The sequence below is a fragment of the Wolbachia endosymbiont (group A) of Bombylius major genome, from assembly GCF_947251895.1.
Classification (GTDB): domain Bacteria; phylum Pseudomonadota; class Alphaproteobacteria; order Rickettsiales; family Anaplasmataceae; genus Wolbachia; species Wolbachia pipientis.
In genome coordinates this window covers 44075-65060 of sequence record NZ_OX366395.1, presented here as the reverse complement: position 1 = coordinate 65060, position 20986 = coordinate 44075, and the positions used below count along the sequence as shown (strand labels likewise).

Genomic DNA, 20986 nt, shown 5'->3' with positions numbered 1-20986 from the left:
TTAGTTAATTTGTAGGTGTTATATGGGCTATAAGCTAAGAACAAGAGAGTATGATTATAATGAAAGTTTATTTAAAGAGCTAGGCATTGAAACGCAAGAAGTAGAGGGGCGTAACTTTTTAGAGATATCTAATATAATAACAAAAAAGTATAGAGAGTTAGCAAGAAAATCTCACTCAGATAAAACAGAAGGAAGCGATGAAAAAATGCAAGCCATTAATGAATATAAGGCAGGACTTTTAAAATATACTAAGCCATTAAGCAATGGGAAAAATTTAATAATTGTTGAGGAACAGCAAAGATATGTGCAATTAGCTCAACAAGGCCAGAATGATAAGCGCATAAAATGTTTCATTATTTTTGAAGTAGTAAGCCTATTACTACTCATTTCATCATTAGTGTCGTATCTCTACTTAGGATTTAGGTTATTTAAGGCTGCTAATTTTACCAATGCACCTGGTATTTTGTTTAGTGCTAGTCTAATAATAGCTGTTACAACTTTTTTCTTAACAACTTATTTTACTTTTTCTTTAGTTAAAAAAATTGTAGACCTGCAGAATACTCGACAAGAACAAGGCGAAAACTTAGATCAAGAAGAGCTAAAAGAGGAAATATTTAAAAGTAGAAAATATAAATTTTTGACTTTCACTTCTCAATATTTATTTTATCTTCCTTGTATTTTGTTGGGTGCTGGTTTGGCATTACAGTATCAATCTGGTTGTGTGGACAGCAAGGTGCTTATTGGACTCGTTGCTGTATTAGGGTGTATTTTATTATTACAGTTAGCAGATGAGATCTACGAGAGAAAGGTTGTAGATCTTGTGAAAACTGAAGGAAGGGGTACTGAACAAAGAGCACCTGTAGGAATGTTAACCGAAAAGCCAAGCAGTACTATAGATCCTGATGGTGCTTTTAACACCTCAGCTCATGAAGTGGGTTGATTATTCTCCATACTCAAATCTCTAGCTAGGAACAATGAGCCACAGATTAGTATGGTTTTGACGTTTTGGATAGAGGCTTTTAATATGTGATTTGATATTGCATCGCCAATTGATTCACATTCAACTGCTTTTATTCCTATGTTATTGGCTTTTTCCCTAATCAAATTTGTATTTGTTGCTTTAGGTTCAGACTTAACACAAACCGCACATAGTAGTTTGATATATGGTTTTAAGTGTTCTAAGAACTCTTCTACATTTCTGTTACGAGTAACACCAAAAATTATATAGACACCTTCAGCAAAGTTATCTCTTACCCACTGAGATAGTACTCTAGCACCATCATTATTGTGTGCACCATCTAAAAATAATTGCCAATCTTTCGGTAGTAGGGAAATTAAATTACCTTCTTTTATAGACTCTAGCCGTGCAGGCCAATAAGTGCACTGTAAACCTGAAGTGATATCCTCTTCTCCAATATCAAATTCATACTTTCCACTTAAAATACTACATGCTGCAATAGCATTGCCTGCATTAATCACCTGATGATCACCCTTTAAAGACGGCAAAGGAAATTCTATTGATTGAATAGCTGATTGAAAAACCATTTTGTTGTTCTTTTTTTTGCAATTCCATTCAAGGCCTCCTCTATACAGAGGAGATTTCTTATTTATTGCATGGAATTCTAGTGTATTCATTATAGACTTTTTTTGTGGTGCTATTACACAAGGAATATTAGGTTTCATTATTCCAGCCTTTTCACCTGCTATGGTTTCTACAGTAGGGCCAAGATATTCTGTATGATCAAGGGCAATGGAAGTAATGATTGTTAAAATCGGACTATCTATAACATTTGTTGCATCAAGCCTTCCACCCATACCCACTTCAACTAAAGTTATATCGGCTTTATGACGAGAAAAAGCTAAAAAAGCTGCAATAGTTGCAGCTTCAAACAGAGTGGTAGGTTGTTCTGCAATTACGGCACGGCATTCTTCTAACAAGCTATATAATTCATTATCGTCGATATAACTGCCTGCAATAACTATTCTTTCATTAAAATTCACCAAATGTGGAGAAGTGTATGCGTGTACCTTATACCCTGCTGCTTGCATTATATATTTTATAAATGCTAGTGTTGAGCCTTTCCCATTAGTTCCAGCTATATGAATTGCGGGAGGCATTTTTTTCTCGGGGTTATCTAGTTTGCTAAGAAAGCCTTTTATGCGATCAAGAGAAAAATCATTCGGCCTGCTACCAAGTGGCTTAGGCCAATGAGGCATATATATCATAGATTGTTGTTACATTTTAATTCATCTATCACACTTGCTATGCCATGTGTGTCGATTTTTTCACTAAATTGAGAACGTTGATTAATAGCAATACTTATTCCACTCATTACAACATCACTTATCAAGAAAGAACTGTTATTTTTAGTAACTTTAAAATCAATATTTGTAAATTCTTCATCACCGTAAGAAAATCTTGTACCAATTAAGCAAGTTTCATCGTCAACTGCTTTTGTACTCATTATGATCATTTCACTATCATGCATGTATTTATATAAAATTTTAACGCACAAACGCGTAAGATACACTTCATACTCTCTTAAAAAATCTTCTTTTTCTTTTTGTTTAACTAAAGCCCAATGTTTCCCTATAACGAATTGCGATATTCCTTTGAGGTTAACATTATTCTGAATGACCTCCTGAAGCTTTTCGTGTACATGCTCTAGGTTTTTTCTATTTCCTTTTGTAGATATACCATCCACTTGTTGCTTCATAGTATGCACAAAAATTTTGTGATCTGTACAATTAGTATAAGCACTTGAAGAAATTACAATAAAAACAATAATGATTAAAACTTTAGTAATGTTCATAAGATAAACTATAATACTTAAAATGCAAAATTTAATAAAGATTAAATAATAATCGCTGACTTTAATATACCTATAGACATGCCCTGTGTAAATCATCTATAATTCAAGTAGGGGTCTGTGCTATGCGTTATGAGTTAAGTTAAATTTCCCGAGCGATAATTTCTAGAGAAGGGAATTGCCTCTGCTGGTTTCGTGGAAACTAATATGCGATGCCCACCTTAACTTCAGGTCTCAGGAATCTACTAAGGCTGACGGTAGATACGGATCCTTTTTTGATTGGTACTAAATTTATGCTTCATCAATACAGAGAACAAGGTACCTTCCTATGTTCGCCTAATGAAGTATTCAAAATTGTAATTGATGTTGAAAGGTATCCTGATTTTGTTCCTTGGTGCAAAGCCGTTTATATAAAAGAAAAAATTAACAACCAAATGGTTGTGGATCTCCTCGCAGCTTTTCATGGAATTAAAGGAAGGTACACATCAGAAGTTACTTCTCTTTCTCCAAGTGGAACAAATGAAAGTTGGATAAAAGCTGTATCATCAAATGGAATATTTAAACATCTATACAATGAATGGCAATTCATTCCCATAGATGAAAATAAAACCATGGTAAAGTTTTATATAGAGTTTAAGTTTAAGTCCAACTCATTTTCCACTTTATTAAACTCAGTATATAAATATACACAAAGTAAAATAATTGCTGCATTTAAAGATAGGGCTGAAAGCCTTGCTAAACAAAAGTTATCTTGACATTATTAATATAAATATGTAATTTTTTTAGTAAGTTGAGTGTTTGTATTGTAATGATTTTTAGACTATTGTTTTTACTAATTCTTATGAGTGTTGATTCTTATGCAGTTGTTAACCAACATATTCAAAAAGAAACTAATGAAATAACATCAAAAGAGTTACTATCACTATTACCTGATGATAAATTATTAGGAGATCCAAAAGCACCAATTCTAATGATAGAATATGCTTCATTAACTTGCTATCACTGCTCTCTTTTTCATAAGAATGTTTTTCCTAAAATTAAAGAGAAATATATAGATACAGGTAAGATGTTATATATATTTCGTCATTTTCCTTTGGATTACAGAGGGCTAAAGGCTGCAATGCTAAGTCATTGCTACGAAAAACAAGAAGACTACTTTAATTTTAACAAAGCTGTTTTTAACTCAATAGATTCGTGGAATTACTCCAATTTGAGTGATTTGACTTTACTACAAAGAATTGCTGCACTAAGCAACTTAAAGCAAGATGCATTTAACCAATGCATTAATGATAAGAAAATAATGGATAAAATCGTAAATGATAAATCACTGGCAATTAATAAACTTGGTATCACAGCCACTCCAATATTTTTCATCAAGCTTAACGATGATAAATCATATATAGAGCATAATAAAGTTAAACATGGAGGGTATAAAGAGCTGAAATACTTCACTAATGTGATAGATAAATTATATGGAAAAGCTATAGTGGAGTAATACCACTGTAGCTTACCATATAAAAGACTCTATGCTGAGTCATTGTTTTTCACTACTGTTCGTTGTTTTTTACGCTCAAACTCTCTTTTTTTACTGTGCCAAGTGTAGTAATACATAGCGATTTTATTCTCTATTAATACTATTGTCCCATCATAAAACTGAACCATATCCATAACTTTTCTCTGAGCTTCATCAAAACGTTCTTTATACTTTTCACGATAAGCTGGATTATGTAGTAACATAACCCCTTCATTCTTGTTAGATTTTTTGTTTAACGTTTCAACTTCACCAGCAATAGTATAAGACATATAACCCCCTCTAATTGATTATAAAAATTATATTTTAAAAAGAGAAATGCGCATAAACAATCCCTTTAATTCTAGCATAATAATCGACTGTTTATTATACTAGTTAACTATAGTACGATATATAATAATTTTTGTCACTTAAAATTTTATACTATGAAATAATAACTTAAAATAAATGTTTTTATTATTTTAAACTATATTATTATATTTATAAATTGTGTATGAATTAAGTCTCCCTAATTTATAATATATGCGTAATAATTTTAGTATAAAATTGTCATACATAAGAAATCTATTTGCAAAAGAATATAAAAAAATAGAAGAATATTGTATTCTTGAAAAAAAGCAACATATTCAAATTGGCCCTGAAGAAGGAAAGCTATTAAGTTTATTTATAAAAATCCAAAAAATCAAAAGTATTGTTGAGATTGGCACGTTATACGGTTACTCGTCGATTTGCATGGCAAAAGCTCTACTAAAAGACGGTCATATATATACAATAGAAAATAATCCTCAACACTCAAGAATAGCAAAAAAAAATTTTAGTGCTTTTAATCTAAGTGATAAAATTACTCTAATAGAAGGCGATGCACTGGAAAAAATTAATGAATTATCAGCAAAAGCACCATTTGACATGATATTTATTGATGCTGACAAAAGTAGTTATCCTAAGTATTTAGATTGGGCAGAGTCATACATTAAACAAGATGGGCTAATCGTTGCAGATAACACTCTACTGTTTAACACAGTATTTTTAGAATCGCCTCCAAAAGAAGTATCAGAAAAATCATGGCATGCCATGAGGGAGTTTAATAATAGATTATCAGATGAAAAAAAATATTTCTCTATATTGATTCCAACTGATGAAGGAATGACTGTAGCTTTAAAGCTAACATAAGTTAAAAATCAAGGTCAGCATAATGTTTAGGAGGGATTAAACCAGAAATCCTCTCTAATAATATCTCACGAAAACAAGGCTTTGATTTAACAATGGAGTACCATTCTTTTAAAATTTTACTTTTTTCCCATGGAAAACTACTTACATAATCCATTACGGAAATATGCGATGCTAAAGTAATATCAGCTAAAGTGAACTTATCAGCTGCAAGCCAAACGTTCTTGTTAATTAAGTGTTCGATGTATTCCATATGGCAAGGCAGGTTATGCTGAGCTGCATGAAGAAATCTAGAGTCAGGGCTGCGGTTAGTAATTACTTTTTCATTCATAATATACTTAGTAACTTCATTGTAAAATTTGTTATCGAACCAATTGATTAGAGCGCGTATTTTAGACTTAATAATAGTGGATGAACCAAGTAATTTGACGTCGCTATTGTAAGTCTCTTCTATATATTCACAAATGGCATTACTATCCGCTATTACAAAGTTATTATCTATTAACACTGGTACTTGCCCGGTTGGATTGATCTCCATAAATTCATTCCGCTTTTCCCACGGATTTTCATACACTAAATCACAGCCTAATTTTTTTTCTTTTAGAAAAGCTCTAACTTTTCGTGAAAATGGACAAAGAGGAAAATGATATAAAATCATAATGTTCCTCTTTTGTTATACCAATATCCTTTTTTTGTTACTCTATGGCTTGACCTACAACTGTACGAACTTTCTTTGTAGTCCACAGAAGTTTGCGTAGCAGGTAGTGTCATGCAAGTAGCTGACACTGGAATCCAGTTCTTGTTATACAATTGCCTAGTGCGCTCATTTACAGTTAAGTTTTCTGGATCCAAGTAGTCAAGCACTGGGATGACATCCTTTTCGGTAAAAATTGCTCTTATATCACAACATTCATACAGCTGTATGCCTAGGCACTGGGATGACATAAATAAGCGCTGAAATGACATAAATAAACATTGGAGTGACAATCTTGTAGTGACTTGCATGACAACTAACTTTTTGTTTACTTCAAAATAGCACTGTAAAAAATTTAACATATCAAATTATAGAGCTAATATAGGATATACCTTGCTAAATAAAAAAAAAAGTATAATATTTTATAAGGTATGCAGGCAAAAACTCTGTAATTTGGTCAGATCAGAAATGAAGCAGCCATATCAGAACCTTTTTGGGTTGCATACCTATTTCATTATTTGTTTTATCCGAGGCTATGAATATAGCATTAAAACATCGTCCTAGTAGCTTTAAAGATCTAGTAGGTCAAGATATATTAGTGCGTGTATTAGAAAATGCTTTTATTTTAAACAAAATCCCACAATCTATACTCCTCTCTGGTAGTAGTGGAGTTGGTAAAACCACCACTGCAAGGATAATAGCTTTATGTTTGAATTGTTCCCTGGGGCCAATTTTTGAACCTTGCGGATCATGTGAAAATTGTCTAGCAATAAAAAATTCAAGCCATCCAGATGTAATTGAAATCGATGCAGCAAGTCACACTAGCATTGACGATATTAAAGTAATCCTGGGAGATATTTGCTATTCACCTATAAGCTCTAAATTCAAAGTCTACATTATAGATGAAGTACATATGTTATCCAGCAGCGCATTTAACGCATTACTTAAAACCCTAGAAGAGCCACCATCTAGTGTAAAGTTCATTTTAGCAACTACGGAAATAAAAAAGATACCAATAACTATTATTGCACGTTGTCAAAGATTTGATTTACACAACATTCCTGTAGCTAAAATAGTGGAACGTTTAAATGATGTTGCACAAAAAGAGAGTTATTCCATTGAAAAGGGAGCATTAGAATTAATTGCACGACACTCTGGAAATTCAATGCGTAACGCCTTGTTTTTGATGAATCAAGCAGTGCTATATAGCAAAGATGGTGCAATATCCACTAAAAATGTGACAGACATACTTGGCCTAGTGGATAAAGATATTATATTCGATCTATTAGGGGCAATATTAGAAGGTGATTTACAGAAAGCTCTATCAGTGTTTGACAAGGCGGTAAAAACAGCAAACCCACTTAGTATTTTTGAAGGTCTATTGCAAACAATTCAGTTAGTATGCCGTTTTTTGATTACAAAAGAGATTGATAATGCAGTTACAGAGCATGAAAAGAATAGGATAAAAGATTTAAGTATAAAGAGATCTTTAATATTTTTTTCGAGATTGTGGAAGATGTTGCTTAAAGGTATTCAAGATATAAAAACTTCAACATGCAACGATGTTGCTGCTGAAATGATGTTAATTAGCCTCTGTTATCTTTCTGATCTGCCTTCTCCGGAACAGGTGGTCAAAAAAATTCTTTCGCAGAATGCACAGCCGGAAAATACGCGTAATGTAAGAAATGAACAGCAACAAAATTATGATTTTGACAAAGTTTTGCAACTATTAAGGCGGAGTAACCAAATTTATCTTTACAAACAACTGTGTAATAATCTACAATTAATAGATTGTAAACCTGGATATTTAAAATTAAAAGCTGTATCTAAGTTGGATAGTAATTTTTGCAATGATTTAAAAAATTACTTAAGCCAGGTGACTCAGCAAGAGTGGGTTATTGCAGTTGATACAGGTTATATAAACAGGGAAGTGAGTAATTTAAATTATGCACCTGCAGTTAAGGATATCCTTGACACGTTTAAAGGTGCAAAAGTAGTTAATATAGAAAATAAGGAGTAAGTTGTGGATTTTAGTCAAATAATGAAACAAGCGCAAGAGATGCAAAAAAAGCTTGCAGAAGCTCAAGAAAAATATGTTGGAAAAGAGTTTCAAGGTATTTCTGGTGGTGGCAAAGTTTCTGTATTAGTGGAAGTCATAAAAATAGGTAGCTATAAAGCTAAAAAGGTGAACATAGACTTAGAACTTATGAGAAATGAGGAAAAAGATATAGTAGAGGATTTAGTAACAGCAGCGTTTAATGATGCCGTTAAAAAAGCAGAAGAAGATATGGCGAATGCAACTTCTGATCTTGCAGGTATGATGGGTTTACCATCTGGGTTTAAACTTCCTTTTTGAATTTACTACTGAAGTTTCTTTTAGTGTAAGTATTTTTTTTCTAATATTTCCAACGCTAGTACTTCTTCATATAATGCACCTATAGCTAGCACAGCCCTACGTCATACCGTGATTCATTCCATAGCTGTACGAACATTCATTTTTGAAAGTAAATTGTACAGCAAATGGTGTCATCCCAGTGCCCAGACACTGGGATCCAGGAAAAAGAATGGTGTCATCCGAGTAGCTGACACTGGGATCCAGAAGACTTAATTTCAACCAAGTGGCTGCATAATAAAGACTAGATTCCAGTGTCAAGCACTGGGATGACAAGAAGAGGGTACTTGAATAAGAGGCATTGCCCTCCTGGTAGACTCAAATTGCAATGTTCGTGTAGTTATGGATTCATTTGCGGTATCTCATCCGCTAACAAGCAGCGGAATGACGAGGTCTTTCGATAGTAAATCTTACCTATGTTAGCTATACCAAAAAATCAAGAGTAAAAAAGTCGTATTTATTCATTAATAAAATCTTTGTCTTCTCCTAAAAATTAGTTAAAATGTAAGATATTTTGTGTTATTAAGTTAGCACTTGACTTAACTTTAGTTGTTACTTAGACTGCTAAAGTGGAATTTTAATTTTTTTACGAGGACAATTATGCATTATAAAAAGTTTTTTTCAGCAGCCGCTTTAGCAACGTTGCTAAGTTTATCAAACTCTGCTTTTTCAGATCCTCTTGGTCCAATAAGTGATGAAGAAACTATCTACTACGTTCGTTTGCAATACAATGGTGAATTTTTACCTCTTTTCACAAAAGTTGATGGTATTACAAATGCAACAGGCAAAGAAAAGGATAGTCCCTTAAAAGCATCTTTTATAGCTGGTGGTGGTGCGTTTGGCTATAAAATGGACGACATTAGAGTTGATGTTGAAGGGCTTTACTCATGGTTGAATAAAGATGCAGATGTAGTAGGTGATACAGTTGCAGATAATTTAACAGCAATTTCAGGACTAGTTAACGTTTATTACGATGTAGCAATTGAAGATATGCCTATCACTCCATACATTGGTGTTGGTGTTGGTGCAGCGTATATTAGCACTCCTTTGAAAACCCCTATAAATGATCAAAAAAGTAAATTTGGTTTTGCCGGTCAAGTAAAAGCTGGTGTTAGTTATGATGTAACTCCAGAAGTCAAACTTTATGCTGGAGCTCGTTATTTCGGTTCTTTTGGTGCTCACTTTGATAAAAGTGAAGAAGTAGATAAAGCGGGTGGTGGAAAAGAAACAAAAGTCACTAAAGACGCATATAAAGTTCTTTACAGCACTGTTGGTGCAGAAGCTGGAGTAGCGTTTAATTTCTAGTCTATCTTCAGTTTTGTTATCCCAGTGGGTTTTTTCTTGTCATTCAAGTAGCATGACACTGGGATCTAGAAAAAAAGAAATGTGGATTCCAGTGTCAAGGCACTGGAATAACACTATTTGCTATGTGTTTAAGCTATAACGTTTACCATTGTACTGGTAGAATATCATCTAAAGTTACATAATGTTATCCAATTAGCTAACACTGCGGCCTACTGTCTCCAAGAAATTAGATGGAAAATTTGTACTTTTTTCAAATCAAAGCTTGAATTTTTGCTGGAAAATCAATATATTATATGCATGAAGTTTTAATTTAAGTTGTTATGTTGACCTCAATGGCAAACTTATGTGTCGATAGCAGAACCAATCTCATGCAATATATTGCTAGGGTGCAAAAATTTCCTATGCTGTCTCAAGAGGAAGAGGTGCGATTAGCAAAAAATTGGAACCAATACAAGGATATTTCTTCTGCTCATAAATTGATTACCAGCCATTTGAATTTGGTAGTGAAAATTGCAATGAAATTCAAAAATTATGGACTATTGTTGATGGACCTGGTCATGGAAGGGAATATGGGTTTAATGCATGCAGTAAAAAAGTTTAATCCTGATTTAGGGTTTCGTTTTTCAACTTATGCAGTGTGGTGGATTGAAGCTTCAATAAAAGACTTTGTATTGAAATCTTGGTCGTTTGTGAAAATAGGCACAACGCAAGCACAAAGAAGACTATTTTTTAGTTTACGTAAAATAAAAAAAAGAATTTTACAGTATACAAACAGGGAAACTTTAAATAATGAAGAAATAAAAGCAATATCTAATGAGCTTTCTGTATCCGAAGGAGACGTTCTGCAGATGAATTACCGTTTGGCTTGTAAGGATCAGTCGCTAAACGATTGCATAAAAATAGGTGATGACTCTAAAAGGGAGTTGCAAGATATGATCCCATGTAACTTGGTCAGTCAAGAAGTAACCTATCAGAATCATGAAGAAAAAGAATTAAAAGAAACAATTTTAAACAATGCACTAGCAAGCCTCAACGAAAGGGCAAGAGACATTTTTATCAGTAGATATTTGTCTGAAAACACTCAAACTCTGGATGAACTTAGTAAAAAGTATTGTGTTTCAAGAGAAAGAATAAGGCAGTTGGCTGAGCAGGCGATGGCTAAGGTAAAACAATATATACAATCTGAAAGTTTGAAATTTGGTTTGCATGCGTAGTTTTTTTATATTTCTAATATTTTTTTCAATAGGCGCTTTTGCATCAGTTAGTGATGTACAATTGAAGGAAAAATATAAAGATTGGCTCGTGTATACTGCATTGGAAGATGGAGAGAAGGTATGTTATATTGTATCCTATCCTAAAAAAAAAAGCGAACATTATACAACCAACCGCAAGCCATATGTAATGGTTAGTTATGTTGATAAAAAAGCAGATGAGGTAAGCGTTACCTCTGGTTTTCAGTACGACAAGGAGCCTATAGCTCTCAATATCGACAAAAAAATTAAATATACACTGCCCATAATACAGGGAAGTTTTGCGTGGGCAGAGCATACAAAAATAGATCAAGATCTCATTCTAAAAATGAAGCAGGGATTATCAATGGTAGTTAATGGAAAAACAAAAACAGTGACCATTGATGATACTTATTCCCTACTTGGTTTTCAAAAAGCGTATCAAAAAATGCATGATTTATGCCATACAAAGTAAATTATTGTAACAGAATAGGTAATTTTCCAGTTATAGTATAAAACAGACTGCCCTTTCGATAAATAGCACTTTACTTTATATGGGATGTGGATATCATTTAAAATATATTTTTGAGAGTTAGCAATGTCAGAGGTTGCAGGTGTAGATACAGAAATCAAAAAGCAAAATTCTGTGTGCGAGCAGATGCGTTTTAGCGTGAGCCGCACAAGTCTTTTAAATACATTATCCAGAGTAAGTGGAGTGGTTGAAAGGCGTAATGCAATAGATGTTTTGGCGTGTATAAATATCAAAGCACAACACGGCAGCATAAAATTAATGGCAACTGATCTTGACATTTCAATGTTTGCCTCACTTGCTGCAACCGTATTAACAGAAGGAGAAGTAAAAATTTCAGCGCATACTTTACATGACATAGTGAAGAAGTTACCCGCTGATTTAGATGTCAATTTTGAAGTAAACAACCAAGGAAAATTATTGATGTCTTGCGGAAATGCAAACTTTTCTTTACCGAATGTAGTTTCAAGCAGCTTTCCTGCTCTTGAAGAAGACAATTATAAACATGATTTTACTCTACTAAATACAGACCTGATAGACTTATTAACTAAAACAAAATTTGCTGTATCACTAGATGATACAAGGTATAATTTAAATGGAATATATCTACATACAGATGAGCAATTTCTGTACTGCGTTGCAACTGATGGCCATCGTTTATCATGTATAAAGAGGCCAAAGCCTGGGAACATCAATGGCGAATTTGGTGTGATCATTCCACGTAAAACTGTTATGGAGCTGTTAAAAATATTGGACGATTGTAATGAAATTAAAGTAAAACTCTCAGACAGAAAAATCAAGTTTACATGCGGTGAATATATTCTAATATCAAAATTAATAGATGGAACTTTTCCAAATTATAAAGCAGTTATTCCAGCATCTCAAGATAAGCATATGATTATTGAAAGTAAAAAACTTTCAGACGTTATAGATCGAGTTTCCGTTGTTGTATCTGATAAAGTAAAATCTATTAAATTCTCACTACAAGAAAAGCTGCTAACTCTGCATTCAAACTCCCAAGAGTGCAGTGATGCAACTGAATCCATAGAAGTGGACTACAATGAAGCCCCTATAGAAATAGGGTTCAACTCGCGTTATTTACTTGATGTTCTATCCTGCATAAAAAATAAATGTAAGTTTAGCTTAGCCGATGGTAATAGTGCTACAATTATCACTGATGAAGACGATTCAAGTGCATTATATGTAGTAATGCCAATGAGAACTTAAACTCGTCATCTCGCTGCTTGTTAGCGGAATCTGGAGATACCGTGGCGGTATGGCACTTATTTCACTAGCTTTTATTAAATTAGTAATCTATCTTTACCAAATATAAGCCAAAAGGTGGTGCAGTAACTCCAGCGGCACTTCTTTTGCATTGGTTTAATATATTTAGCATTTCTTGCGGATTGGTTCTATTTTTTCCAAATTCAACTAAAGTACCCACAATAATTCTCACTTGGTTATGTAAAAAGGAAATAGCAGATATTTTGATGTGTATATGATTCCCATTTTGTATTATATCGATATCATCAATTGTTCTTATCGGATTTGCGGCTTGACAATCTTTTGAACGGAAACTTGAAAGGTCATGTTTTCCAAGTAGATGTTTAGCAGCTTCACGCATAATATTTACATCAAGTGGACTAAACACTTGCCATACATAACCCGTCTCCAGAGCAGCAGGAGCATAGCGATTAACTATTCTATATTCGTAATATCTTTTTTTTGCTGAAAACCGTGCGTGAAACGCATCATCTACAACTTCTGCATTAAGCACGACTATAGGAATTGATTTTAAATGATAGTTTATTGCATTCCTTATTCTATAAAGCTCAAATTCCTTTTCCATATCAAAATGAGCAACTTGTCCTAAAGCATGAACTCCTGCATCAGTCCTGCCACCACAGTACAAAGTAACTTTCTCACCACTAAAATTAAATATAGCATTTTCTATCTTCTCCTGGATTGAGTTAGCAGAGTGTTGCTGTTTTTGCCAACCAGAGAAATTACTACCATTATATTCTACCGTTATTTTGTATCGCACTGCATTACATCAAGCTCTATCTAAAATAGTCATTTTCTATCTTAACATAATTTATGGTCAATCCTACAGTGCTGCCACTCCCATAAAGTAGTTCGTCCAATCTTAAATCTTGCTGCCACTGCTTCTCTGCTTTCTCCTTCGTCTAGCGCCTCCATTGCTTTTTTTCTTAAATCATAACTATATGCTGCTGGCATTCAACCTCCTTATCATTATCTATCCTTATCACATCCGGACTTCTATGAAAAGAGCTATAAATCGTGAAAAAGAACTGCTCATTAAGTGCTATTTGCTTAATAAATTTACTGACATTGGTATGGCTAAATTCGAAATGGCTACATGAATTTATCGTAAATTATTACCGTATAAGGTACGATGCGACAAAGCCATCCCAGTGTCAGCTACTCGGATGACACCGTCATAAAGGAACCAGTGTTAGCTACTTGGATGACAACCATTGTGCTTGAGGCAAAATTGACTATCACTTCTTTTTATAGAGCTTGCTCCAAACTTTGTTGTTAGTTAATACAAAAAACACTGTTAAAATTATAAAATACGCCACTACTTTTAATCCAAGTTTATGCCGGCGCTCTAATTCTGGCTCTGCTGCCCATTGTAAAAAATTTATCACATCATACGCCATATTTTCAACTGTGGCTTGCCTTGCACCATCATATTCCACCATTCCTTCAGAAAGTGGTGGCGCCATAGCTAATCTGCCTGTTGGAAAATACGAATTAAAATATAAATCATTTTCATCGTGTTCGCCGTTTTGATAGCCTGTTAACAATGAATAGACATAATTTGCACCATCATGCCTTGCTTTAATAATTAATGATAAGTCTGGTGGGACTGCACCATTGTTGCTTGCTGCAGCTGCTTCTTTTGTATCAAAAGGCGCAATAAAATAATCCGAAGGTACTCCAGGTCTGTCAAACATTTCACCCAAATCATTCGGACCATCTTTAACTTGATAAGAAGCTGCTATTTGTTTTACATCTTCTTCAGAAAAACCGACATCTTGCAAATTACGAAATGCTACCCTATTCATTGAATGACAAGCAGCACAGACTTCTTTATACACTTTATAGCCACGCTGAATTGACTCTCTATCGAAAGATCCGACAATTCCATCAAATTTCCAGTCTATTTTCTTATTTGGTGATGATTTAAATTCTTCTGCAGATATAAGACTAGATAGAAATAACATGCAGAAGATTGCAAATACATTAGATCCCATGCATAACCACTGTTTTAGTAAATTTCGAATTGATGTCATGCAAGTAGCTGACACTGGAATCCAGCTTATTTCATCACTGACATTATGGTTATCATGCACTCCTAGAATCTGTTGTCCATTGCATGATTTGTAAGTATTTTTATACCTGGATCCCAGTGTCAAGCACTGGGATGACAACGGAAGATAGTGAAATGACACTGTGTGTTGTATACAACGTTCATACAATTGTGTACATGATGCTGGAATCCATTTATTTTTTTTCTGGATCCCAGTGTCAAGCACTGGGATGACAAAAGAGGGCTCTGGGATGACAGAAGAGAGCTCTGGGGTGAAAGAAGAGGGCTCTGGGATGACAGAAGAGAGTTCTGGGATGACAGAAGAGAGCTCTGGGGTGAAAGAAGAGGGCTCTGGGATGACAGAAGAGAGTTCTGGGATGACAGAGAATTTTGTAAGAGATCTGCTTTGAATTGACATCACCTCATCTCCGGCACAGAATCACTTAAGGTTTTTGGTGGTTCTTTTGGCTTTTCATACTTACTAAGCAGTGGTAAAACTATCACAAAGTATGCAAAGTAATAAAGAGTAGATAGCCTACTCATAGTGATGTAAGGCTCTTTTACCTCTTGTCCTCCAAGCCAGGCAAGAAGTACAAAATTTATTGCAAAAACCCAAAAAAATTTCTTAAACACCGGGCGATAAGCACCACTTTTAACTTTTGATTTATCAAGCCAAGGTAACAAAAACCACACTAAAATAGACGCAAACATGGTAAGCACACCAGTAAGTTTATCTGGAATTGAACGTAGCATTGCATAAAAAGGTAAAAAATACCACTCTGGCACTATATGTACCGGAGTGACCATAGAATCAGCTTCTATATAATTGTCTGGATGCCCAAGATAATTGGGAGCATAGAAAACAAATGCGAACAAAACTACAAAAAACAGACCAAAAGTTATGCAATCCTTGACTATATAATAAGGATAGAGAGGGATGGTATCCTTATCTGATTTTACCTCCACTCCACTTGGGTTACCAGAGCCAAACCTATGCAGAGCTATCACATGAAGCATAGCTAAAGCAATAATAACAAAAGGCAGAAGATAATGCAGAGCGAAAAAACGGTTAAGCGTCGGATTATCAACGGAGAAACCACCCCATAACCATATAACTATTTTATTGCCAATTAAAGGTATAGCAGAAAATAAGTTGGTTATAACTGTTGCACCCCAGAAACTCATTTGTCCCCAAGGCAATACATATCCCATAAAGGCAGTTGCCATCATTGCAAAAAATATAAATATACCAACAAACCACACCATCTCTCGTGGCCTCTTGTAAGATCCGTAATATAACCCACGCATTATATGAACATAGACTACCATAAAGAAGAGCGATGCCCCGACAGCATGAGTGTAGCGTATCAGCCATCCATAGTTCACGTCACGCATTATACGCTCCACGCTATTAAACGCATAATCAACATGCGGAGTGTAGTGCATAGCAAGAAATATACCTGTTATTATTTGTAAAATTAGCGCTATACCAGCCAAAGAGCCAAAGTTCCAAGCATAATTTAAGTTTTTTGGCACTTGGTAAGAAGCAGTGTGTCTTAGAAAAGAAAATATAGGCAGTCTATATTCTATCCACCCTAATATGCCTTTTTCTTCTTTTATTGCTTCTTTTTTGTTATCTTCCTGCATAACTTAAACCTTTCTGAACACATGTCCATTGCTACTTTTATCTTATTTTTTTATTGTAGCAACTTATCCTTTACGCACAAATAAAAACTTTAAAGCAATATTAATTACCTCTTCAGCAACCTATCACGTGCTGCGTTTAATTTCTGTGCAAAATACTCTGAGCCTCCTTATATCTGGGTGAACTAATTTCATTAAATTTTGATATGCTTTATTGACTTCATTTTGACTTGCTTCAGGATTTAATCCACAACTGTACGAACATTCATTCTTGAAGGTAAACTGCACAGCAAATGGTGTCATTCCAGTCTGGAATCCAGCCTTGCCGTAATCTTATCAAGAACATTGTGTTTTAACATAAGATCAGCCACTTTTATGCTTACCAACTTAGTGCCCAATCAAAATTCCTGGATCCCAGTGTCTGGGCACTGGGATGACATCCTTCTGGTAGGCTCAAATTGTAATGTTCGTACAGTTGTGGATTTAATCCCAGTATTTTAAATGCTTTATCTTTGGACATGTTACTATTACTGGACTAGTATGATTTTGTCTTGTAAATTTATTCAACAACACTACTCTAACTATATAATGAAAAGTTATCTACAAAGTGTTTATGAAGATGGTATGAAAATCCAACTATCTAAAATCAACAAATATTTATTAGTTTTACTGATTACTGTCTCAGCATTTCTCATATCTGGGCAAGTATCCAGTTCAAGCAGTATCGAGAATGATTTCCAAGATTTACAAGAAAAATTACCATTATTGAAAGATCAGGATTTGTTATTTTTAGATCCAACTTCAGCTTTAAATTATGGTGATAGAGCCGGTGAAAAAGTGTTAATGGTTATAGTTCACCATACTGAAACATCAACATTAAAAGGTACAAAAGATACGCTGAATGCTAGAGGATTGTCAGTTCATTTTATTGTCGATAGGGACGGCAGCGTTACCTTAATGGTTCCATTAGAGAAAGAAGCATGGCATGCTGGTATTAGTTATGCAAGAGTTAAGATAAATAGCAAGCTTGAAGAGCTGCAGAAGCTTAACAATTATTCTGTAGGTATTGAAATTGTAAACACAGGACTTGAGCCTTTTCCGGAAGAGCAAATGAGGTCCGTTAAAGAGCTGATTTTATATCTTATGGAGCGTTTTAAAATTAAAAGGGATATGATATTTAGTCATTCTGAAATAGGAACTATAGTGCATGATCCAGAGCTTGGCTATACAATGCGTAAACCAGATCCACACAAATTGTTTGATTGGGAGTTATTAGAGAAAAATGGAATTGGATTGCACATAAGTGACAGAAGAAACCCTAAAGATGCTAAACAGCAAATGGGCGAAATATTGTATAAAGCAGGTGATAGAAATGAAGGTATTTTGAAATTAAAACAAAGGCTGAACAGATTTTTCTATAAGATATTACCTTGGAATGATAAGAAAGGTAATGTAATTTTTCCTGATAATAATGCTGATTACTCAGATGAGTTTGATGAGAATTTTGTATGGGTTATTTATCAGTTTTCAATACATAATTTACCAAGAGAAATTAGAAAAGATTTACCTCTTAAATTAGAACAAGCAGATATATTTCCTGAATTCTTTAGTAAATATAGTCATGGCATTTCTTCTAGTTATCTAACCTTTAGTGAAAAAATTAAATCGACTCTACAACCATGTTTAAGCAAAGTAGATTATGAGAATTTATTATCTTCTCTTGCACAATATGAGAATAACATTTCTCCTGATGCATCTACCACTTTAATGTACAAAATTAAGTTATACTATGATTCTTATTTAAGATATCGCATATGGTCTTCACTCTATGAACCATTTAAGCTTAATGTATTGGAAGAATTAGACATTTTAAAGAGTGGAGTGTTATCTTTAAAATCACTAGATAGCTCTAAAGCTGCAGAAGTTTCCAGTTTAATTGATAGCTTTAAAGTAGATATTTCTTTAGAATTTCAGGATTTTGAAAAACAGTGGTTTCAGGAGTTTAAGAATGCTTGGAGACAAGAATTTATACCTTCCCTGGAAGAACAGATAACATGGACTGCGCTACATGAAGCAATATTGGAGTATTTAGAAAAAGCAAAGGAAGAAATTTGTTAAACGAAAACTTTTTTTAAGATCATTTTTTCAGCAACCTATCACGTGCCGCGTTTAACTTTTGTGCAAAATATTCCGAGCCTCCCTTATCTGGGTGAACTAACTTCATTAAATTTTGATATGCTTTATTGATTTCATTTTGACTTGCCTCAGGATTCAGCCCTAGTATCTTTAATGCTTCATCTTTGGACATGTTATCACCAGTGTAATTTTCAGTACAACTTCTACTGCTATTAAATTCATTCAAAAACTTACTCAATATAGAGTTCATCATGAAACTTATGTTATTTTTTTTTGTCAGGAAAAGAAAAAATACAACAACGCTAGGCAAGACAAATGTAACTACTATGAATATCAAAAAAAGGAAAAAGATGAATGACATGTATATTTTTTTATCATTTTATGATTAAATAGTAACAATTATAATCGTCATGGTAAATAACATGTTCATCCAGATTGAAGAAACACCAAACCCAAATACGCTAAAATTCCTTCCTGGATTTGAAATTTTAAACGAAGGAGAAACGGCTGATTTTTCAAATGCAAATGAGATAAAAAATTCTAAACTAGCAGCAAATCTTTTTCAAATAGAACATGTGGTAAGAGTGTTTTTTGGCCATGATTTTATTTCAGTGACAAAATCTGGTGGGATTAATTGGGATATATTAAAAGTGGAAATTTTAACTACAATTATGGATCACTTTACTTCAGGTGGAAAAGCACTAGATAAAGAAGGAGTGAATGATCCAGATAAGGAATTTTTTGATGAAAGTGATATAGAAATTGTAAATAGAATAAAAGAATTGATGGAAAGTTATATCAAACCTGCAGTTGCTCAAGATGGTGGCGATATCAAATTTCGTGGCTATAAAGACGGGATAGTTTATGTTGAATTACAAGGAGCTTGCTCTGGGTGCCCAAGTGCTGCAATTACTTTAAAGCAAGGAGTGCAGAATATGCTGAGCTACCACATACCAGAGGTTGCAGGTATAGAGACCACACTATGACTAATCAAACAGTTAGAGGAACGAAAGACCTTCTATTTGATGAGTGGTATAAGTTTAAATACATTCAGCAAACAGCAAATAGAATCTCAAATCTATATGGCTTTTTGCCCGCCCAAACTCCAATATTTGAGTACACGGAGGTTTTTACAAAAACCTTAGGTGATAGCTCAGATATTATCACTAAAGAGATGTATAGCTTCAATGATAAAGGGGGAAAGAGCATAACTTTACGTCCTGAGTTCACTGCAGCGATTGTCAGGCTATTAATTGAAAAAAAACTGCAAACGCCGATAAAATTATTTTCAACAGGGCCTGCATTTCGTTACGAAAGACCGCAAAAGGGAAGACAAAGGCAATTTCATCAGATAAATTTTGAGGTTTTTGGCATAGAAGATCCAAAAGCTGATATTGAATTGATATCACTCACTCAGCACTTACTAACTGAATTTGGCATCAATAAAAATGTAAAGCTGGAAATCAACTCTTTAGGTGATGGTGAAACAATAACTAAATATAGAGAAGCTTTGATCTTATACTTTACAAAGTATCAAAATGATCTATCAGAAGATAGCAAAAATAGGTTGATCAAAAATCCACTCAGAATACTGGATTCCAAGGATGAGAAAGATAAATCAATAATTTCTGATGCGCCTAAAATCAGCAATTATTATACGAAAGAGTCCTCAGATTTCTTTGAACAAATACTAAATGGATTAACAATTCTTGATATACCTTATACCGTAAACAATAAACTAGTTCGAGGTTTGGATTATTATTGCCACACAGTGTTTGAATTTGTTACAGAGGATTTAGGTGCACAAGGGGCAGTTTTTGCCGGTGGAAGATACGATAATCTAGTATCTTCAGTGGGTGGAAAACACACTCCAGCGATAGGATTTGCAGGAGGTATTGAACGCATAATGGAGTTAATCAATTATTCTCCGAAAGAAGAGCGACCTATTTACCTAATTCCAATCGGTAGAGAGGCTGAAAAACATGCTTTAACACTTGCAAATGAATTGCGCAGAAATAGTTTATATGTAAGTTACGAACACAGTGGGACAGTTAAAAATCGCATGAAGAAAGCAAGTCAAGCAAATGCTAAAATTGTATTGATCTTTGGGAATGATGAGTTAAACAACAATACTGTTAAAGTAAAAAATATGGATACAGGTGAAGAAAAAATAATTGCTCGCGATAACACAATAGAAAACATCTAATTAGGA

General features: G+C 34.0%; 22 protein-coding genes, 2 other RNA genes and 3 pseudogenes. 16 read left to right on the top strand and 11 right to left on the bottom strand.

The genetic code is table 11. The annotated features are described in order from the left end of the window. Positions 1–22 precede the first annotated feature (22 nt). Positions 23–940 (top strand): J domain-containing protein, encoded by a 918-nt coding sequence (locus OPR49_RS00340; RefSeq protein WP_265027110.1) that lies wholly within the window; start codon positions 23–25, stop codon positions 938–940. Here the strand turns inward: OPR49_RS00340 and OPR49_RS00335 are convergent. Together OPR49_RS00335 and OPR49_RS00330 are read right to left on the bottom strand one after the other, a co-directional pair. Beyond that, a complete protein-coding gene (locus OPR49_RS00335) occupies positions 925–2226 on the bottom strand; it encodes a bifunctional folylpolyglutamate synthase/dihydrofolate synthase (RefSeq protein WP_265027109.1) in 1302 nt (433 codons plus the stop codon). The two genes, OPR49_RS00340 and OPR49_RS00335, sit on opposite strands and share 16 nt — an antisense overlap. Further along, on the bottom strand, positions 2223–2813 hold the full coding sequence (locus tag OPR49_RS00330; protein ID WP_182367199.1) for an MlaC/ttg2D family ABC transporter substrate-binding protein: 591 nt from the start codon (positions 2811–2813) through the stop codon (positions 2223–2225). Before OPR49_RS00330 ends, OPR49_RS00335 begins: the two co-directional genes overlap by 4 nt. Before the next feature lie 109 nt (positions 2814–2922). Between OPR49_RS00330 and ssrS the strand changes: the two genes are divergently transcribed. From ssrS to OPR49_RS00315, 3 genes are all read left to right on the top strand, one after another. Then, positions 2923–3084, top strand: a non-coding RNA gene (ssrS, locus tag OPR49_RS00325) — 6S RNA. A gap of 19 nt (positions 3085–3103) precedes the next feature. Continuing rightward, the gene (locus tag OPR49_RS00320) at positions 3104–3565 is read left to right on the top strand and encodes a type II toxin-antitoxin system RatA family toxin (protein WP_341812822.1); all 462 of its coding nucleotides are present in this window, start codon (positions 3104–3106) and stop codon (positions 3563–3565) included. Between the two features lie 53 nt (positions 3566–3618). Continuing rightward, positions 3619–4305, top strand: coding sequence for a DsbA family protein (locus OPR49_RS00315; protein ID WP_265027106.1), 687 nt, complete (start codon positions 3619–3621; stop codon positions 4303–4305). A gap of 29 nt (positions 4306–4334) precedes the next feature. Here OPR49_RS00315 and OPR49_RS00310 read toward each other — a convergent pair whose 3' ends face one another. Then, positions 4335–4613, bottom strand: a complete 279-nt coding sequence (locus OPR49_RS00310) for a DUF2671 domain-containing protein (protein ID WP_265027105.1) — start codon at positions 4611–4613, stop codon at positions 4335–4337. A gap of 250 nt (positions 4614–4863) precedes the next feature. On the opposite strand from OPR49_RS00310, the gene OPR49_RS00305 reads away from it, so the two are divergent. After that, a complete protein-coding gene (locus OPR49_RS00305; RefSeq protein WP_010081993.1) occupies positions 4864–5511 on the top strand; it encodes an O-methyltransferase in 648 nt (215 codons plus the stop codon). Between the two features lies 1 nt (position 5512). On the opposite strand, the gene OPR49_RS00300 is transcribed toward OPR49_RS00305, so the two are convergent. After that, positions 5513–6166, bottom strand: a complete 654-nt coding sequence (locus OPR49_RS00300; RefSeq protein WP_265027104.1) for a glutathione S-transferase family protein — start codon at positions 6164–6166, stop codon at positions 5513–5515. 107 nt (positions 6167–6273) lie between these two features. Beyond that, positions 6274–6390 (bottom strand): annotated as a pseudogene (locus OPR49_RS07520) (WPE palindromic element domain-containing protein); the annotation flags it as partial. A gap of 232 nt (positions 6391–6622) precedes the next feature. On the opposite strand from OPR49_RS07520, the gene ffs reads away from it, so the two are divergent. The 3 genes from ffs to OPR49_RS00280 all read left to right on the top strand — a co-directional run bounded on the left by ffs (position 6623) and on the right by OPR49_RS00280 (position 8558). Then, an RNA gene (gene ffs, locus OPR49_RS00290) (signal recognition particle sRNA small type) lies at positions 6623–6722 on the top strand. Between the two features lie 15 nt (positions 6723–6737). Continuing rightward, positions 6738–8222, top strand: a complete 1485-nt coding sequence (gene dnaX, locus OPR49_RS00285; protein ID WP_265027103.1) for a DNA polymerase III subunit gamma/tau — start codon at positions 6738–6740, stop codon at positions 8220–8222. Positions 8223–8225: 3 nt separating this feature from the next. Then, on the top strand, positions 8226–8558 hold the full coding sequence (locus OPR49_RS00280) for a YbaB/EbfC family nucleoid-associated protein (protein ID WP_010963017.1): 333 nt from the start codon (positions 8226–8228) through the stop codon (positions 8556–8558). 96 nt (positions 8559–8654) lie between these two features. On the opposite strand, the gene OPR49_RS00275 is transcribed toward OPR49_RS00280, so the two are convergent. Then, positions 8655–8816 carry a hypothetical protein gene (locus OPR49_RS00275; RefSeq protein ID WP_265027102.1) on the bottom strand — a complete coding sequence of 54 codons (162 nt, stop codon included), beginning with the start codon at positions 8814–8816 and terminating at the stop codon, positions 8655–8657. 378 nt (positions 8817–9194) lie between these two features. Between OPR49_RS00275 and OPR49_RS00270 the strand changes: the two genes are divergently transcribed. The 4 genes from OPR49_RS00270 (at position 9195) to dnaN (ending at position 12884) form a co-directional block, all read left to right on the top strand. Next, entirely contained in the window at positions 9195–9899 is a 705-nt protein-coding gene (locus OPR49_RS00270) for an acyloxyacyl hydrolase (RefSeq protein ID WP_265027101.1), read from the top strand. Between the two features lie 320 nt (positions 9900–10219). Then, positions 10220–11113 carry an RNA polymerase factor sigma-32 gene (locus OPR49_RS00265; protein WP_265027100.1) on the top strand — a complete coding sequence of 298 codons (894 nt, stop codon included), beginning with the start codon at positions 10220–10222 and terminating at the stop codon, positions 11111–11113. Further along, positions 11106–11603, top strand: a complete 498-nt coding sequence (locus OPR49_RS00260; protein WP_265027099.1) for an invasion associated locus B family protein — start codon at positions 11106–11108, stop codon at positions 11601–11603. The genes OPR49_RS00265 and OPR49_RS00260 overlap by 8 nt, the downstream gene beginning before the upstream one ends. 123 nt (positions 11604–11726) lie before the next feature. Further along, positions 11727–12884 (top strand): DNA polymerase III subunit beta, encoded by a 1158-nt coding sequence (gene dnaN, locus OPR49_RS00255; RefSeq protein ID WP_038199350.1) that lies wholly within the window; start codon positions 11727–11729, stop codon positions 12882–12884. Positions 12885–12963: 79 nt separating this feature from the next. Here dnaN and truA read toward each other — a convergent pair whose 3' ends face one another. After that, on the bottom strand, positions 12964–13701 hold the full coding sequence (truA, locus tag OPR49_RS00250; RefSeq protein ID WP_010963021.1) for a tRNA pseudouridine(38-40) synthase TruA: 738 nt from the start codon (positions 13699–13701) through the stop codon (positions 12964–12966). A 71-nt stretch (positions 13702–13772) separates the two neighbouring features. Further along, positions 13773–13895: pseudogene (locus OPR49_RS00245) on the bottom strand (IS630 transposase-related protein); the annotation flags it as partial. 47 nt (positions 13896–13942) lie between these two features. Here OPR49_RS00245 and OPR49_RS07735 point away from each other — a divergent pair. Continuing rightward, a pseudogene (locus OPR49_RS07735) lies at positions 13943–14041 on the top strand (IS5 family transposase); the annotation flags it as partial. 138 nt (positions 14042–14179) lie between these two features. On the opposite strand, the gene OPR49_RS00240 reads toward OPR49_RS07735, so the two are convergent. Both OPR49_RS00240 and OPR49_RS00235 read right to left on the bottom strand, forming a co-directional pair. Further along, the gene (locus tag OPR49_RS00240) at positions 14180–14938 is read right to left on the bottom strand and encodes a cytochrome c1 (RefSeq protein ID WP_010963022.1); all 759 of its coding nucleotides are present in this window, start codon (positions 14936–14938) and stop codon (positions 14180–14182) included. Positions 14939–15411: 473 nt separating this feature from the next. Then, complete coding sequence (locus OPR49_RS00235; RefSeq protein ID WP_265027098.1) at positions 15412–16641, bottom strand: cytochrome b; 1230 nt, start codon at positions 16639–16641, stop codon at positions 15412–15414. Between the two features lie 585 nt (positions 16642–17226). Between OPR49_RS00235 and OPR49_RS00230 the strand changes: the two genes are divergently transcribed. After that, positions 17227–18756 carry an N-acetylmuramoyl-L-alanine amidase gene (locus OPR49_RS00230; protein WP_265027097.1) on the top strand — a complete coding sequence of 510 codons (1530 nt, stop codon included), beginning with the start codon at positions 17227–17229 and terminating at the stop codon, positions 18754–18756. 19 nt (positions 18757–18775) lie between these two features. On the opposite strand, the gene OPR49_RS00225 is transcribed toward OPR49_RS00230, so the two are convergent. Continuing rightward, the gene (locus tag OPR49_RS00225) at positions 18776–19027 is read right to left on the bottom strand and encodes a J domain-containing protein (RefSeq protein WP_265027096.1); all 252 of its coding nucleotides are present in this window, start codon (positions 19025–19027) and stop codon (positions 18776–18778) included. A gap of 169 nt (positions 19028–19196) precedes the next feature. On the opposite strand from OPR49_RS00225, the gene OPR49_RS00220 reads away from it, so the two are divergent. Further along, positions 19197–19760 carry a NifU family protein gene (locus OPR49_RS00220; RefSeq protein WP_265027094.1) on the top strand — a complete coding sequence of 188 codons (564 nt, stop codon included), beginning with the start codon at positions 19197–19199 and terminating at the stop codon, positions 19758–19760. Next, positions 19757–20980: a histidine--tRNA ligase gene (gene hisS / locus OPR49_RS00215; RefSeq protein WP_265027093.1), complete on the top strand. Its 1224-nt coding sequence runs from the start codon at positions 19757–19759 to the stop codon at positions 20978–20980. The genes OPR49_RS00220 and hisS overlap by 4 nt, the downstream gene beginning before the upstream one ends. Positions 20981–20986 lie beyond the last annotated feature (6 nt).

What these genes read in the sequence shown, in the direction of transcription:
- dnaN (WP_038199350.1), top strand. Translation starts at nt 11,727, where the DNA reads ATGTCAGAGGTTGCAGGTGTAGATACAGAAATCAAAAAGCAAAATTCT.
- OPR49_RS00230 (WP_265027097.1), top strand. Translation starts at nt 17,227, where the DNA reads ATGAAAAGTTATCTACAAAGTGTTTATGAAGATGGTATGAAAATCCAA.
- OPR49_RS00310 (WP_265027105.1), bottom strand. Translation starts at nt 4,613, where the DNA reads ATGTCTTATACTATTGCTGGTGAAGTTGAAACGTTAAACAAAAAATCT.
- OPR49_RS00240 (WP_010963022.1), bottom strand. Translation starts at nt 14,938, where the DNA reads ATGGGATCTAATGTATTTGCAATCTTCTGCATGTTATTTCTATCTAGT.
- OPR49_RS00235 (WP_265027098.1), bottom strand. Translation starts at nt 16,641, where the DNA reads ATGCAGGAAGATAACAAAAAAGAAGCAATAAAAGAAGAAAAAGGCATA.
- OPR49_RS00300 (WP_265027104.1), bottom strand. Translation starts at nt 6,166, where the DNA reads ATGATTTTATATCATTTTCCTCTTTGTCCATTTTCACGAAAAGTTAGA.
- OPR49_RS00315 (WP_265027106.1), top strand. Translation starts at nt 3,619, where the DNA reads ATGATTTTTAGACTATTGTTTTTACTAATTCTTATGAGTGTTGATTCT.
- OPR49_RS00335 (WP_265027109.1), bottom strand. Translation starts at nt 2,226, where the DNA reads ATGATATATATGCCTCATTGGCCTAAGCCACTTGGTAGCAGGCCGAAT.
- OPR49_RS00220 (WP_265027094.1), top strand. Translation starts at nt 19,197, where the DNA reads ATGTTCATCCAGATTGAAGAAACACCAAACCCAAATACGCTAAAATTC.
- OPR49_RS00320 (WP_341812822.1), top strand. Translation starts at nt 3,104, where the DNA reads ATGCTTCATCAATACAGAGAACAAGGTACCTTCCTATGTTCGCCTAAT.
- OPR49_RS00340 (WP_265027110.1), top strand. Translation starts at nt 23, where the DNA reads ATGGGCTATAAGCTAAGAACAAGAGAGTATGATTATAATGAAAGTTTA.
- OPR49_RS00260 (WP_265027099.1), top strand. Translation starts at nt 11,106, where the DNA reads ATGCGTAGTTTTTTTATATTTCTAATATTTTTTTCAATAGGCGCTTTT.
- OPR49_RS00330 (WP_182367199.1), bottom strand. Translation starts at nt 2,813, where the DNA reads ATGAACATTACTAAAGTTTTAATCATTATTGTTTTTATTGTAATTTCT.
- OPR49_RS00265 (WP_265027100.1), top strand. Translation starts at nt 10,220, where the DNA reads ATGTTGACCTCAATGGCAAACTTATGTGTCGATAGCAGAACCAATCTC.
- OPR49_RS00225 (WP_265027096.1), bottom strand. Translation starts at nt 19,027, where the DNA reads ATGATGAACTCTATATTGAGTAAGTTTTTGAATGAATTTAATAGCAGT.
- dnaX (WP_265027103.1), top strand. Translation starts at nt 6,738, where the DNA reads ATGAATATAGCATTAAAACATCGTCCTAGTAGCTTTAAAGATCTAGTA.
- OPR49_RS00305 (WP_010081993.1), top strand. Translation starts at nt 4,864, where the DNA reads ATGCGTAATAATTTTAGTATAAAATTGTCATACATAAGAAATCTATTT.
- hisS (WP_265027093.1), top strand. Translation starts at nt 19,757, where the DNA reads ATGACTAATCAAACAGTTAGAGGAACGAAAGACCTTCTATTTGATGAG.
- OPR49_RS00270 (WP_265027101.1), top strand. Translation starts at nt 9,195, where the DNA reads ATGCATTATAAAAAGTTTTTTTCAGCAGCCGCTTTAGCAACGTTGCTA.